Source organism: Clostridium sp. Cult1, from assembly GCF_021655095.1.
GTDB lineage: Bacteria > Bacillota > Clostridia > Tissierellales > Tepidimicrobiaceae > Schnuerera.
On the sequence record NZ_PPXW01000001.1, the window covers coordinates 374,211 to 389,898 of the forward strand.

Sequence of the window (15,688 nt, forward strand, 5' to 3'; positions counted from 1 at the left end):
CAAATTATATAGACCTGCTAATCAAGCAGTTATGAAATCATTACACTATGCTTATTCAGGACGTAAACAAAGAAAGAGAGATTTTAGAAAACTTTGGATCTCAAGAATAAATGCTGCAGCTAGACTAAATGGAATGAACTATAGCACATTTATCAATGGGCTTAAAAAGGCTAATATTGAAATCAATAGAAAAGTATTATCTGAAATGGCGATTCATGATCCAGAAGGCTTTTCAAAACTTGTAGAAATTGCAAAAAGTATGTAATTAAAAGTTCCGGCCTCGGAACTTTTTTGTTTCCTATATAATAGTTAAGGACTGTTTATGGTACAATAATGTGTAGCTGTAATTCTAGGGGGGTTATCAATGAATATCATTAAAAAAAACATAAAAAAACTAGAGCTTAATCCTCCAAGGGTATTGGCTTTAGGATTTGGCATTTTAATATTAATAGGAGCCATATTATTAAATTTACCCATAGCTACTAAAAATGGAGAGAGTATTGGATTTTTAAATTCTCTATTTACCTCTGCTTCAGCAGTATGTGTTACTGGATTAGTGGTAGTTAATACTGCAGAATACTGGTCGTTATTTGGACAATTAGTTATACTCATTCTAATCCAAATGGGTGGTTTAGGCTTTATGACTATGGCTACAATTGTCGCCCTACTCGTTGGAAAGAAAATAACATTAAAGGAAAGGCTAATAATAAAAGAACAGTTAAATCAGGAAACCATATCTGGGCTTGTAAAATTGACAAAATACGTAATAGTATCTACCTTTGTCATAGAAGGCTTAGGAGCTATTCTATTATCGACTAGATTTATACCTAAATATGGAACGTCTAAAGGTATATGGTTTTCCATATTTCACGCTATATCAGCCTTTTGTAATGCTGGTTTTGATTTAATAGGAAATAGTATGATCCCCTTTGTTGATGATTTTATAGTCAATATAACTATAAGTTTATTGGTCATAATAGGGGGATTGGGTTTTTCTGTTTACATCGACATATCTCGAAGCCGCACATTTAAAAAACTCCATCTCCATTCTAAATTGGTCCTTACTGTTACTATGATATTGATTTTAATGGGGATGATAATATTTTATCTAATTGAGCAAAATAATCCAGATACCCTTTTGAATTTGACTGAGGGAGAAAAGTTTTTATCCGCCTTTTTCCAATCTGTCATAACTAGAACAGCTGGATTTAACTCAGTAGATATTTCAATGCTACGGGATACTACTGCTTTTATAATGATTATTTTGATGTTTATTGGAGGGTCTCCTGGATCTACAGCGGGAGGTATTAAAACCACAACTTTTGGTACCATAATTTTAGCAACCTTATCGGTGATAAAAGGGGATAAGGATGTGGTAGTCTTTAAAAAAAGGTTAAATCAAGGCATTATAAATAGGTCCTTAGCTATAGCAAGTATTGGGTTAGCTTTAATATTAGTAGTTTCAATAATATTGACTATAACAGAGGATTTAACTTTTTTAGATTTACTTTTTGAAACTACCTCAGCTTTTGGCACAGTGGGATTATCAAGAGGTATAACACCAAATCTAACGGATTTTGGGAAGGTAATAATAACTTTAACTATGTATATAGGTAGACTTGGTGCTTTGACTATGGCTTTTGTATTTGGGCAGGACAAAAATCAGTATCCCTATAGATATGCAGAAGGGAATATAATGGTGGGATAGGAGGAATTAAGTATGAAACAATTTGTCGTTATAGGATGTGGTAGATTTGGCTCCAGTGTTGCCACTACTCTCAATAGTTTAGGTTATGAGGTGTTAGCTATAGATGCAGACGATGATAAAGTCCAAGATATATCAGAATTTGTAACCTATGCAGTACAGGCAGATGTTACAGATGAAAATGTTTTAAAGGAATTAGGTATAAGGAATTTTGATGTGGTAATCGTTAGTATAGGTTCAAATTATCAAGCGTCTATTATGGCTACATTAATAGCCAAAGAACTAGGAGTGAAAAAGGTAATAGCAAAAGCCCATGATGTTTTACATGGAAAGGTTCTATCAAAAATAGGTGCAGATAAGATCATATATCCAGAAAGGGACATGGGAGTTAGAGTTGCTCATAATCTGGTTTCATCCAATATACTGGATTTTATAGAGCTTTCACCTGATTATAGTATATTGGAAATCAATGCACTGGAACAATGGGAAAATAAAACATTAAAGGAACTGAGACTTCCAAGTAAATATGGTATCAATGTTATGGCTATAAAAAGAGAAAAGGATATAAATGTATCTCCATATGCTGATGATATGATATTAAAAGGAGATATATTAATTGTTATTGGCAGTACTCAGGATATTGAAAAGATTGAGAAAGATGCTGGTGATTAGTCTATGGTCTATATAACAAGTTCTTCTAATCCAACCATAAAAGAAATAAAAAGCCTATATAGGAGAAAAGAACGCTGGGAAAAAAAATCCTTCCTAGTAGAAGGAATAAAAATAGTTGAAGAATGTATAGAGAATAATTATCCCCTATCTAATATTATTTTTTCCGAAGGACTTTATACTATTAGAGGGGGAGAAAGTTTATGGGAGAAAATAAAAGATTGTGGCCAGTTAATAAAGGTCTCAGATAAGTTATACAAAGAAATATCTGATACGGAGAACCCCCAAGGAGTAATGGCTATCGCAAGATTTAAACCAAATTATATAGAAGAAATTGACCATATAGAAAATCCCTTTCTATTATTATTGGATCAAGTCCAGGATCCAGGCAATATGGGAACCATAATTAGAACTGCCGATGCTTTTGGAATAAATGGAATTATAATTACAGAAGGCTGTGTAGATGTCTATAACCCAAAAGTGGTTAGGGCAACTATGGGTTCCATATTTAGAGTGCCTACATATCATCATTCCCATGGAGTAGAGATAATAGAAAAATTGAAAAAGAAAAATATTAGTATTTTTTCTACTTCTTTAGAGGGAGACAAATTTATTCAGAATGTTAATTTCAACCAACCTTCTTTACTTATTATCGGGAATGAATCTAAAGGGGTATCCCAGTATCTAGAGGTATTAGCTGATAGTTTAATAAAAATACCTATGGTAGGAGAAGCTGAATCCTTAAATGTAGCAATTGCCTCATCTATAATAATGTACGAATCTATGAGGCAGCGAATCCAATAATTCTTGTAATTTGAAGTTATAGGTGCTATAATCTAGTAAATAGTTTGACATTTAGACCTTGTCTCTAGGAGTAGGTCTTGTTTTTTTACAAGAAAGGAGTAGTATTATGAAAGATAGGTTAAGGAAAATTAAAGAAGAAGCAATATCCGATATTAAATCATTAAGCAATCTAGAAAATCTAGAAAATATAAGAATAAAGTATATGGGCAAAAAAGGAGAATTAACATCAGTTCTTCGAGAAATGGGCAAGCTTTCTAAAGAAGAAAGACCAGTTATTGGCCAAATGGCCAACGAAATTAGACAAGAAATAGAAAAAGAATTATTCGAAGCAAAAGATAGATTTAAACAAAAATTAAAGGAAGAAAGGATAGAAAAGGAAAAAATTGATATTACCATAACTAAGAGGACTAAAAAACTAGGGCATCGTCATCCTCTTTTAGCTACTATAGGAGAACTAGAAGATCTATTTATTAGTATGGGATTTAGCGTAGTAGAAGGACCAGAAATAGAGACGGTAGAATATAATTTTGATGCTTTAAATTCTCCAGAAAATCATCCATCAAGAGATTTATCCGATACTTTCTATATTACGGAAGATATCCTTTTAAGAACCCATACATCACCAGTTCAAATAAGAGCAATGAAAACCTTGAAGCCACCATTAAAAATAGTCTCAGCAGGAAGAACCTTTCGATTCGACGATGTAGATGACACCCATTCACCAATGTTTCACCAATTAGAAGGATTGGTAATAGACGAAAAGGTTACTATGGCTAATTTAATGGATACCATAGATATATTTATTAAACAATTGTTCGGAAAAGATATGGAAACTAGATTTAGACCCCATCATTTTCCGTTTACTGAGCCTAGTGCAGAAGTAGATGTATCTTGCTTTAGTTGTAAAGGGAAAGGTTGTCCTGTATGTGATGGGACCGGATGGAGCATGGAGTTACTAGGTTGTGGAATGGTACATCCAAAGGTTTTAGAGAATTGTGGTATAGATTCAGAAAAATACAGTGGATTTGCCTTTGGTATGGGAATTGACAGGATAACTATGGTGAAATACGGTATAGATGATATTCGATTATTATTTGAAAATGACAATAGATTTCTAGAACAATTTTAATTAGTTTGAGGAGGGAAGAAATGTTATTACCCATAAAATGGTTAAAAGAATATGTGAACATAGATATAGATTCTAAAATATTGGCAGATGAACTTACTTTATCTGGCTCCCATGTGGAATCAATTATTTCACTGAATAGGGGTATTGAAAAGGTAGTCGTAGGTAGAATAGAAAGGATAGAGAAACATGAAGATGCAGATAAACTATTGGTAGTTATGGTAAATATCGGTGATGAAATCATACAGATAGTCACCGGAGCTACCAATTTAAAGGTAGGGGATTATGTGCCTGTTGCTTTAATAGGAGCAAAACTTCCAAAGGATATTTACATAGAGAAAACTAATTTTAGAGGAGTAGAGTCCTATGGTATGCTTTGTTCTTTAAAGGAATTAGGATATGAAGATAGTGTTATTCCAAAGTATCATAGAGACGGTATTTTTATACTGGACAAGGAATATCCATTAGGGACTCCTATAGATAAAGTACTAGGTCTATATGGTGAGATAATCGAGTTAGAGATAACTCCAAATAGACCTGATTGTTTAAGTATAATAGGCATGGCTAGAGAAACGGCTGCCACTTTTGATAAAAAGTTAAAACTACCTGAAATAATGATTAAAGATGAAGTGGAAAATATAAATGACTATTTAAAATCTATAGAAGTAGACGAAGAACTTTGCGATAGATATTATGCTAGAGTTATTAAGGATATAAAGATAAAAGAATCTCCCCTTTGGTTACAAATTCATTTAATGGAAGCAGGAATAAGGCCTATTAATAATATTGTAGATATAACAAATTTCGTTATGCTAGAATTTGGTCAACCACTTCATGCCTTTGATTTAAATAAATTAAGAAATAATAAGATTCTAGTTAGAAGAGCAGAAGATGGAGAAAAGATAAAGACAATAGATGGGCAGGAAAGAATCCTTACTAATAAAAACCTTGTAATTACTGATGGGGAAGCCCCAATTGCCATAGCTGGAGTTATGGGAGGTATGGATTCTGAAGTTACAGAAGAAACCACTACTGTATTATTAGAATCTGCTAATTTTAACGGTAAATCCGTTCGTCTAACTTCAAAACAGCTAAACTTAAGGACGGAAGCCTCCTCTAGATATGAAAAGGGGATGGATCCAAATCTATGTGAAATGGCTGCAGAAAGGGTTTGCCAATTAGTTGAACAAATTGGGGCAGGAAAAGTAATAAAAGGGCATATAGATGTTTATGAAAATGTAAGAAGGGAAAAAACGATTAAATTAAGGCCGGAAAAAGCAAATAATCTATTAGGTACTGAGCTGTCTGTAGAGGAAATGGTAGATTATTTGGAAAGATTAGAATTAAAAACGGAATTAAATGAAAATGAAATAAATGTAAATATACCTACCTATAGATTAGATTTAAATATTGAAGCTGACTTAATCGAAGAAGTAGGAAGATTACATGGATTCCATAATATACCTATCCAACCTTTAGTAGGAGTTTTAACGAGGGGAGAAATGCCCTATAGTCGAGTAGTATCAGATAAAGCTAGTTCTATTCTACAAGGATTAGGATTAAATGAGGTTATAACTTACTCTTTCATTAGTCCTAAGGTATATGATAAAATAAAGATAGAACCCGACAGTAAACTAAGGGATTATATTAAACTAATAAATCCCTTAGGAGAAGACTACAGCGTTATGAGGACTACTTTAATTCCAAACATGTTAGATCTTCTAAGTAGAAACTTTAGCCATGGAGTCAAAGAATGCTTCCTATTTGAAATAGGAAATATATTTATCCCAGAGGAATTGCCTATAAGGGAACTACCTAAAGAAGAAAAAACTTTATCCATAGGCATGTATGGAGATGTAGATTTCTATGATTTAAAGGAAGTAGTAGTAACCTTATTGGAAAGATTAGGAATAACAGATTTAGAATATTCAAAGGAAGATAAAAATCCAACCTTCCATCCAAATAGGACTGCCAATATCCTGTTAAAGAGAGAAAAGATTGGAGTGTTAGGAGAAGTACACATAGATGTATTAGAAAACTACGATATGGATACTAGGGTATATGTAGCCCAATTGAATTTTGATACTATAATAAGAGAAGCTAATCTAGAAAGAAAATATAGACCTTTACCTAAATACCCAGCTATTTTAAGGGATATAGCAGTAGTAGTAGATAGTAATGTATTAGTTGGAGATTTGGAAAAGATAATATTAGAAAACGGAAAAGGACTCATTGAAAAGGTTGAACTATTTGATGTATATGAAGGGAAACAAATAGAAGAAGGTAAAAAAAGTATAGCTTTTTCCATAACATTTAGGTCTTATGAAAGAACTTTAAAAGATGAAGAGGTAAATACAGTCTATCAAAGGCTAATAGAGGAATTAGAAGACAGCTTAGACGCTAAACTTAGAAGTTAGAAAATATATTAATTATTTTTAGAAATAATAAAAAAATAGAGGATTATGAAGAAATATGTAGAATACCTAGTTAAAGATAATAAAAAGGGAGAGGATAAGTTATGACAGAGAAAAACAAAACAAATGTTCTAATTGATGGTCGTAACTTTACGGTAATTGGGAATGGCTCTGAGGAATATGTCCATAGACTGGCTGCTTATGTAGATAGAAAGATAAAAGAGATGACGAGTAAAAATGATAGATTGAGTAGCTCAATGGCTGCAACTTTGGCTGCCCTAAATATATCTGATGAACTTTATAAGTCTATGAAGGAATTAGAAATATTGAAGAGTAAATCTAAAACACCTATGGAAAACTATGAAAATATTTTGGAACAGTTAAAAGATATTAAAAAGAAGAATGAAGAGTTGGAAATGGATTGTAATATATACAAAGACGAATTATTGGACATGAGAAGAGAAAATGAAAGGCTAAATAAAGAAGTTGAGAGTTACACTCAGGCCTTGAAATTAAAAGAAAAGGAATTACAGGATAGCCAAAATATGATTAAAAAACTTCAAGATAAAATATACGATAGCCAGATACAATTGATAGAAAGTAAAAAAGAACTAGAGGAAGCATTAAGATTATACGATAAAGAGAAAAATATATTCAGTAAGGAGGAAGTCTAGTTAAGTGTTAAACAACAAAGTAGAATTATTAGCTCCTGTTGGTAGTATGGAAAGTCTATTTGCAGCCGTAGAAAATGGTGCGGATGCAGTTTATCTAGGGGGAAAACTATTTAATGCAAGACAATTTGCTTCTAACTTTGGCTATGAAGAGCTAAAGTTTGCTGTAGAATATGCCCATCTAAGGAATGTAAAGGTATATATAACCGTTAATATATTAATAGATGATAGGGAAATGAGAAAAACTATCGACTATATAAAATATCTATATGAAATAGATGTAGATGGGCTTATAGTGCAAGATTTAGGCCTTGCCTCAATGGTCAGGGATCTTTTCCCTGATCTTCCTTTACATGGCAGTACTCAGATGACAATAAACAATCTACCAGGGGCTATTTTTTTGCAAAATTTAGGATTTGAAAGGGTAGTTTTAGCAAGGGAGACACCCTTAGAGGAAATTATAAATATTAATGAAAATTCGGATATAGAATTGGAAGGGTTTATCCATGGAGCCCTGTGCGTCTCTTATTCAGGCCAATGTTTGATGAGTAGTATAATAGGAGGTAGAAGTGGAAACAGGGGTACCTGTGCTCAACCTTGTAGAATGGCCTATGATATAATACACTATGATAAAGACCAAAGCCTATCAGATCAATGGAATAAAAAATATGTATTAAGTCCAAGAGACTTAAATACTATAGAATATTTAGATACTATAATAAATAGTGGAATAGTATCTCTAAAAATAGAAGGTAGAATGAAAAGGCCTGAATATGTAGCTACTATAGTGAAAAACTATAGAAAAGCTTTAGACTTAGGAATAAATTGTATTACAAAAGAAGAGAAAGATGATATACTGCAAATTTTTAATCGGGATTTTACCAAAGGTTTAATGCTAAAGGACTTTGGTAGAAAATTCATATCCTGTGATAGACCAGATAATAGAGGAAACCCAAGTGATGAATTGCTAAATAGAGCAAAGGAGTCCTATCAAGAAGGTAATATAAAATACCCAATTCAAATGGAAATGAATATATCTGTAGGGGAACCAGCCCGGTTAATTGTAAAATATAAAGGAGATAGCTTTAAAGTAGATTCCGATTATATAATTGAAAAAGGGAAAAAGGTAGCCTTAACAAAGGAAAGGGTGTTAGATCAATTATCTAAATTAAACGATACAGTATATTATATAGAAAAGGCTAATATTCATTTAGAAGAAGAATCTTTCATGCCTATTAGTGTTATCAATGGCCTTAGACGAGATGCCATAGAAATGCTAGATAATAGGCGCAAAAATTTCAATAATCGAGAACCTATTTCCCATGTAGAATATGAATCCAAAATTAAAAAATACTTTAATCTCACAAGAAAACAAAAAGAAAATGGAAATAAAATCAGCCTTTCCATACTTAATGAAAACCAGTTTAAGCAAATAGATTTAACTAAATTAGATAGAGTATATATTGGTTTCCAAAAAGGATTAAAAGAAGCATTAACAAAAGTTAAGGAAGCTAATAAAGAAGCCTTTCTTTTGACAGACAAAATTTTATACAAAGAAAATTTAAACCAATTAAAGGATTTTATTACCCCTTTGGAAAATATGATAGACGGAATTTCAGTCTCTAATTTAGGTACTCTCCAATGGATTAAGGACAATTTCCATATAAATATCCATGGGGATATTGGATTAAATATATTCAATAGTTATTCAGTTGCTAAACTTAAAAAAATAGGGTTAAAAAGCTTAACTCTATCTCCAGAATTGAATATGAAACAGATAGGTGAAATATGTACTAAAGACTCTTTAGATTACGAAACCATTGGTTATGGCTATTTACCATTGATGACGACTAAGCATTGCCCAATGTCATTGGTAAAGGGGTGTAAGGATGATTCCAATTGTAATACCTGCCCTTTTAGCAAAGGATACGGTATTAAAGATAGAAAAGGTATTAATTTTTATATGGAAAGAAGAGGAAGTGTTACAACTATTTATAATAGCGTTCCCCTAATGGTATTAGATAGTTTAAAACAAATATATGAAAGTGGAGTAAATATGGTTAGATTAGATTTTACCTTTGAAAGGGAGAACATAAAAGAAATACAGACCATATATTATGATTATGTTAAAGGCATAGTTTCAGAAAAAAAAGTAATGGAATATTTAAAAAGGTATAGGAAGAAAAATGAAATAACCAAAGGCCATTACTTTAGAGGGGTCATATAATTTGAGGTGAGAGTATGAATGATAAAACATTTAGAGTACTAGAATATCAAAAAATCGTTGAGAAACTAATGGAAAAAGCAGAATCGGAACTAGGGAAAAAGATGGCAAAGGAAATAAAGCCTTCAATATCTTTAGAAGAGGTAGAATATCTCCAAAGGGAAACTAAAGAAGCTTTAGATCTTATAATGAAGAATGGAAATCCACCTCTTTTTGGAATATTCGATATATCACGTGAATTGAAAATGGCAGAGATTGGTGGAGTTTTAAACCCAAGTAGTTTATTAAAGGTATCAGATTCTCTTAGGGTTTCAAGAAGTTTAAAGAAATATATGAAAGAATTAAAGGAAGAAGAAAGGATTAAATACCCAATTCTTCAAGAACTAATCGGTAGTTTAAGGGTTTTAAAGACCATTGAAGATGAAATAAATAATGCAATAATAAATGAAAACGAAATATCTGACAATGCTAGTACTAACTTGAGAAGTATTAGACGACAGATAATAAATAAGAATGAATCTATAAGAAATAGATTAAACTCTATAATAAGCTCTCCTAAGTATAAAAAGTTCTTGCAGGATAGCATAGTTACCATGAGGGAAGGAAGATATGTAGTACCAATAAAACAGGAAAACAAAGCTTATTTTCCAGGTTTAGTCCATGATCAGTCTTCCAGTGGTGCCACACTTTTTGTAGAACCTATGGCAGTGGTTGAGTTAAACAATGAACTAAGAGAATTGGAGATAAAGGAAAAGGAAGAAATAGAGAGAATTCTTAAGGAACTGTCAGCCTTAGTAGCTGAAGAGGCGGAAAATATAAAAAATAATCAAAATATATTGCAGCGATTGGATTTCATATTTGCTAAAGGTAAATTAGCTCTAGAAATGAATGGAACTAAACCTCTATTAAATAAGGATGGTTATATCAATATTAAAAAAGCTCGCCATCCCCTTTTGGATTCAAAAGAGGTAGTTCCTATAGATATTTATTTAGGGAAAGACTTTAATACTTTGGTAATTACAGGTCCAAATACAGGCGGAAAGACGGTAACGTTGAAAACAGTTGGACTACTTACTTTAATGGCCCAATCTGGCATCCATATTCCAGCAGACTTTAATTCCCAAATGGGGGTTTTTGACCAAATATTTGCTGATATTGGGGACGAACAGAGTATAGAACAGTCTTTAAGTACTTTTTCTTCCCATATGACTAATATAGTCGATATATTGGATAATCTTGAACAAAATAGCTTAGTCCTTTTTGACGAATTAGGAGCAGGTACAGACCCAACGGAAGGGGCAGCTTTGGCTATGTCTATTCTGAATCATCTTTTAAAACTAAATATTAGAACTATAGCTACCACCCATTATAGCCAACTTAAAATCTATGCACTAACTACTGATAGGGTAAGGAATGCTTCTGTAGAATTTGATGTAGAGACTTTAAGCCCAACTTATAGACTATTAATAGGTGTTCCTGGAAAATCGAATGCCTTTGAAATATCCAAAAGGCTTGGATTACAAAGTTATATAATCAATTATGCAAAAACCTTAGTATCTAAGGAAAATGTAGAATTTGAAGATGTGCTCCAAGCCATAGATAAGGACAGAAAGATTATAGAAGAAAATCGATTTGAAGCAGAAAGACTAAAAAGTGAAGTAGAAAAACTTAAAGAAGAATTAACTAAAGAAAAAGAAAAGACAAAAGTTGAAAGGGAGAAAATAATCACTAGGGCTAAAGAAGAAGCTAGGAATATCCTAAGAGCAGCAAAGGAAGAATCAGATCATATAGTTACCGAATTAAGACATATATCTACAGAGATAGAAAAGGATAGGAATAAAAAGATTCAGGAAGCCCAAGAAAAATTAAAATCCAGTTTGGACCAGGTGGAAAGCTCATTATCTAAAGATATATTAAATGTAAAATCGAAAAAAATACCTAAAAATTTAAAAATAGGCGAAACAGTAGAAGTGTTGTCATTAAACCAAATAGGGAATGTGTTAGATCTTCCAGATGAAAATGGGAATGTTCAAGTCCAAATAGGAATAATGAAGGTAAATGTTCATATCTCTACCTTGAGACGGGCAGAAGAATTAGAATCAGAAAAAACTTATACTAGCACCAAAAAAATTATAAAGTCTAAATCTTCAAATATAAAAAATGAAATAGATTTAAGAGGGCATACTTTAGATGAAGCCTTATTGGATTTAGATAAATATATAGATGATGCCTATATAGCAGGTCTGAAAGAGGCCTATATCATTCATGGGAAAGGGACTGGAGTATTACGAGAGGGTATTAAATCCTATGTAAAAGGCCATAGACATATTAAAACTTTTAGAAGTGGAAAATATGGAGAAGGCGGAGATGGAGTTACAGTTATAGAACTTAAATAGTCCTTGAATTATTTGTATAATTATTGTATATTATAAATTAATAATCAAATATTAAAACCTTTGAAAGGGAGAGTAGGATATAATCCTTTGTTTTAGCGAACTGGGATGGTGAGAGCCAGTACAAAGTTATATTCGAAGAGGACCCTTGAGGATATATCTGAAACCCAGTAGGATATTACGCAAGTAGCGTTAAAAACTTTGAGTGGGCCATGGCCAACAAGAGTGGTAACACGGGATAGCTCTCGTCTCTTATTAAGGGATGAGAGCTTTAATATTTTTAGAAGGAGGTAATAAAATGATTGATTTTAGAAAGGAAGTTGTAAACTCTATCCTTCAAGTGGTAGAGGGTTTAAACGAAAAAGAAATAGAATCTTTAATAGAAATTCCACCAAATTATGATATGGGAGACTATGCCTTTCCATGCTTTAGACTAGCAAAAACTTTTAGAAAGGCTCCTAATATAATAGCAGAGGAACTATCAAAGGAAATTGAAATAGGGGATTTTTTTGAAAAAGTTGAAAATGTAGGACCTTATATTAATTTCTTTATAAACAAGATTAAATTAACTGAAACGGTACTTGAAAGCATAGCAGAAGAAAAAGAAAAGTTTGGGTCTACAAATATAGGGAAAGATAGGACTGTATTAGTAGAGTTTTCCTCACCAAATATTGCAAAACCTTTCCATATAGGTCATATTAGAACCACTGTCATAGGAAATGCTATAGAAAAGATATTTAAATTCCAAGGCTTTAAGACGGTAAGATTAAACCATTTAGGGGATTATGGAACTCAGTTTGGAATGCTTATTGCAGCCTATAAAAAGTGGGGGGATATGAAGGTAATAGAAGCAGACCCTATTAATGAATTACTAAAATTATACGTAAGATTTAACGAAGAAGCAGATAAGGATGAAAGTTTAAGGGATGAAGCCAGGTATTGGTTTAAAGAATTGGAAAATGGAAATGAAGAAGCCTTAGAACTATGGCAATGGATAAGGGATATAAGTTTAAAGGAATTTAACAAGGTATATGAACTATTAAATATTAAGTATGATTCCTATGCAGGGGAAAGTTTCTATTCTGATAAAATGCCTAGAGTCATAGAAGAGTTAGAGGAAAAAGGTTTATTAAAAGAATCTAAAGGTGCATCTATAGTAGATTTAGAGCCTTACGGGATGCCTCCAGCTCTTATTAAGAAATCTGATGGTTCAACCTTATATATAACTAGGGATATAGCTGCAGCTATATATAGGAAGGAACATTACGATTTTTATAAGAATATTTATGTTGTTGCATCTCAACAAAACCTTCATTTTAAACAATGGATTAAAGTTATCGATTTAATGGGATATGACTGGGCTTATGATTGTGTTCATATACCATTTGGAATGGTAAGTTTAGAAGATGGCACATTATCTACTAGACAAGGGAGAGTAGTTTTTTTAGAGGATGTATTAAATAAAGCCATTGAAAGTACTAAAAAGATAATAGAAGAACGAAATCCAAACTTGGATAATAAAGAAGAAATAGCAAAACAAGTTGGGGTTGGAGCCATTGTATTCCAAGAATTATTCAATAATAGGATTAAAGACTATGTATTTAGTTGGGAAAGAACCCTTAGTTTCGAAGGAGAAACTGGTCCTTATGTTCAATATACTCATGCTAGAGCCAATAGCCTTTTAGAAAAAGGTGAATTTAAATTAGAAGATGAAGTAGATTATAATCTTCTTGAAGAGGATGATGAAATAAATCTAGTCAGGTTACTATATAAATTCCCCCAAGCTGTATTAGATGCATTAGAAAAATATGAGCCTTCTTTTGTAACAAGACATATAGTAGAAATAGCAAAAGCCTTTAATAAATTCTACAATAGCTGTCCAATTTTATCAGCAGAAGAAGGATTAAAAAGAGCTAGGTTGAATTTAGTATATGCAGCCAAAACTGTTATAAAGACGGGGTTATCATTACTTGGAATGGAAGCTCCAAATAAAATGTAGGAGTAGATAGAATGGATTTAGAAAGAGTTATATATCCTCTGATGGCTATATTTAACGAAGATATTAAGAAAAACAATGGGCCATCCCATATTACAGACATAGTAGTACTTACTATAAAATCCTTAGTACCATCAGAGGAAGCTGTAAGAGTGGATATCGATTATACTAGATATGGAGAAGAGATTAAACTTTGGCAACACTATAGACATGGAGAAAATCCTTCTCTAATGAATATATTGGATGAAATAGACTCTAATATTTATTGGAATGGCAAAGACGATACTCTATACTATCGTCTATTGCCTATTATACTATCCAATACGGATTTAGATGCAGTTAAGCAAGAAGTAATAAAGAATATTTTATTTACCACCGGAAATATAGAGGTTTTAATAGAGGGATTATTATTATCAAAATTAGTATATAATCTTATACAGGGAAAAGGGAATATACTTAATGAATTAAAAGAGGAAGTAATAAACTTTTCTCAAATCGAATTTTTAGAAAAATATAGGGAATTCTTCAGGATTCCTCTTGAAGAATATAATGGGAAGTATCCTATTGAATTTGAGCAATGTAAGATATACGCTTTAAATATTTTAAACCAATCTTTTGCTCAAAGATTTATGACTTTGAAAGATTGTTTGAAAATTCTATTAAATAAGGGAAAAGCTAGTACCTGTTTTGGAAAATCCATAGAATTTCATGTAGATATTAAGAACCACAACGAATTCAAGTTAGATAGCTATTATTATGAATTAGGAAATTATATCTATAATTTAAGGAGTGGAAGAATCAACCCAAAACTTTTAAAAATACAGGAATATCACTTACCAGATATATTTAAATTTCAGGAGGGTGAAGTTTTCTATCATTCCTTATTGAACAAATCTAAAGTCATAAAACGACAAAATTTAAACGGTAAAACAATTGTCTATCTAAAGACCAAATCTGGTATATATAGATTTATAAATGACTAGAACCTTCCCCTTGGGAAGGTTTTTATATTAACTATTTAAATATTCAACAAATTCTTCCTCTGTACTATCAGCTAAAGTGCTTAACTCTTTAACAATACTGTTCCTTAGATCTATAAAAGCTTCAACCTTTGTATGAGTACCCGTATATTCTAAGGCTTCAATAATCATTAACATATCTTCTTTGGACATTTCCTGGATTGATATTTTGTCGAATTCTCTCATTTAATAACCCCTTTCATTAATTGTTATCCTATTATTCTATTTTATACTATATACTATTCTATACTTTTTTTACTAAACCTTCAATATGACAAAATAAGACAAAGAAAAAAATTTTATATTACCTACTATAGGTGTAGGATTAAATGGATTGTGCTATAATGTAAATAGTTTATAAAGGAAGGTAGAAGAATATGAATATTGTTTTGACTACATTAAATTCAAAGTTTATCCATTCAGCTTTATCTATTCGGTATTTGAAATCTTATTCTCAGGATATAGCCCCTATAGAACTGATGGAATTTACCGTCAATCAAAATTTAGACTATATTGTAGGAGAAATATATAAGAAAGATCCAGATATAATAGGGTTTTCCACTTATATTTGGAATAGAGAGGAAACTTTTCAAATATGCGAAGTACTAAAGATTATAAAACCAAAACTGAAGATCATCCTAGGAGGGCCAGAAGTCTCCTTTGATGG

13 protein-coding genes and 1 other annotated feature are annotated in these 15,688 nt (G+C 31.8%); of the genes, 12 read left to right on the top strand and 1 reads right to left on the bottom strand.

All coding sequences use genetic code 11. The features are described 5' to 3' along the window. From rplT to C3E89_RS01765, 11 genes are all read left to right on the top strand, one after another. Positions 1-265, top strand: a 265-nt coding sequence (gene rplT, locus C3E89_RS01715; RefSeq protein ID WP_236910769.1) for a 50S ribosomal protein L20, incomplete at its 5' end; no start/stop codon positions are given. Between the two features lie 108 nt (positions 266-373). After that, positions 374-1,708 (top strand): TrkH family potassium uptake protein, encoded by a 1,335-nt coding sequence (locus tag C3E89_RS01720; protein ID WP_442870603.1) that lies wholly within the window; start codon positions 374-376, stop codon positions 1,706-1,708. Between the two features lie 12 nt (positions 1,709-1,720). Further along, positions 1,721-2,377, top strand: a complete 657-nt coding sequence (locus C3E89_RS01725; protein ID WP_236910771.1) for a potassium channel family protein — start codon at positions 1,721-1,723, stop codon at positions 2,375-2,377. Positions 2,378-2,380: 3 nt separating this feature from the next. Then, positions 2,381-3,178: a TrmH family RNA methyltransferase gene (locus C3E89_RS01730; RefSeq protein WP_236910772.1), complete on the top strand. Its 798-nt coding sequence runs from the start codon at positions 2,381-2,383 to the stop codon at positions 3,176-3,178. Between the two features lie 106 nt (positions 3,179-3,284). Next, positions 3,285-4,307, top strand: a complete 1,023-nt coding sequence (gene pheS, locus C3E89_RS01735) for a phenylalanine--tRNA ligase subunit alpha (RefSeq protein ID WP_236910773.1) — start codon at positions 3,285-3,287, stop codon at positions 4,305-4,307. A 20-nt stretch (positions 4,308-4,327) separates the two neighbouring features. Further along, the gene (gene pheT / locus C3E89_RS01740) at positions 4,328-6,721 is read left to right on the top strand and encodes a phenylalanine--tRNA ligase subunit beta (RefSeq protein ID WP_236910774.1); all 2,394 of its coding nucleotides are present in this window, start codon (positions 4,328-4,330) and stop codon (positions 6,719-6,721) included. Between the two features lie 101 nt (positions 6,722-6,822). Further along, the gene (gene zapA / locus C3E89_RS01745) at positions 6,823-7,392 is read left to right on the top strand and encodes a cell division protein ZapA (protein ID WP_236910775.1); all 570 of its coding nucleotides are present in this window, start codon (positions 6,823-6,825) and stop codon (positions 7,390-7,392) included. Between the two features lie 4 nt (positions 7,393-7,396). Then, complete coding sequence (locus C3E89_RS01750; RefSeq protein WP_236910776.1) at positions 7,397-9,616, top strand: DUF3656 domain-containing U32 family peptidase; 2,220 nt, start codon at positions 7,397-7,399, stop codon at positions 9,614-9,616. A gap of 14 nt (positions 9,617-9,630) precedes the next feature. Further along, positions 9,631-12,009: an endonuclease MutS2 gene (locus C3E89_RS01755; RefSeq protein WP_236910777.1), complete on the top strand. Its 2,379-nt coding sequence runs from the start codon at positions 9,631-9,633 to the stop codon at positions 12,007-12,009. A gap of 51 nt (positions 12,010-12,060) precedes the next feature. Beyond that, positions 12,061-12,262: a binding site (T-box leader), on the top strand. Positions 12,263-12,307: 45 nt separating this feature from the next. Then, the gene (gene argS, locus C3E89_RS01760; RefSeq protein WP_442870604.1) at positions 12,308-14,005 is read left to right on the top strand and encodes an arginine--tRNA ligase; all 1,698 of its coding nucleotides are present in this window, start codon (positions 12,308-12,310) and stop codon (positions 14,003-14,005) included. Between the two features lie 11 nt (positions 14,006-14,016). Beyond that, entirely contained in the window at positions 14,017-14,985 is a 969-nt protein-coding gene (locus C3E89_RS01765; RefSeq protein WP_236910779.1) for a hypothetical protein, read from the top strand. Positions 14,986-15,012: 27 nt separating this feature from the next. Here C3E89_RS01765 and C3E89_RS01770 read toward each other — a convergent pair whose 3' ends face one another. Then, positions 15,013-15,207 carry a hypothetical protein gene (locus C3E89_RS01770; RefSeq protein WP_236910780.1) on the bottom strand — a complete coding sequence of 65 codons (195 nt, stop codon included), beginning with the start codon at positions 15,205-15,207 and terminating at the stop codon, positions 15,013-15,015. 191 nt (positions 15,208-15,398) lie between these two features. Between C3E89_RS01770 and C3E89_RS01775 the strand changes: the two genes are divergently transcribed. Further along, on the top strand, positions 15,399-15,688 hold a 290-nt coding region (locus C3E89_RS01775; protein ID WP_236910781.1), incomplete at its 3' end, for a cobalamin-dependent protein.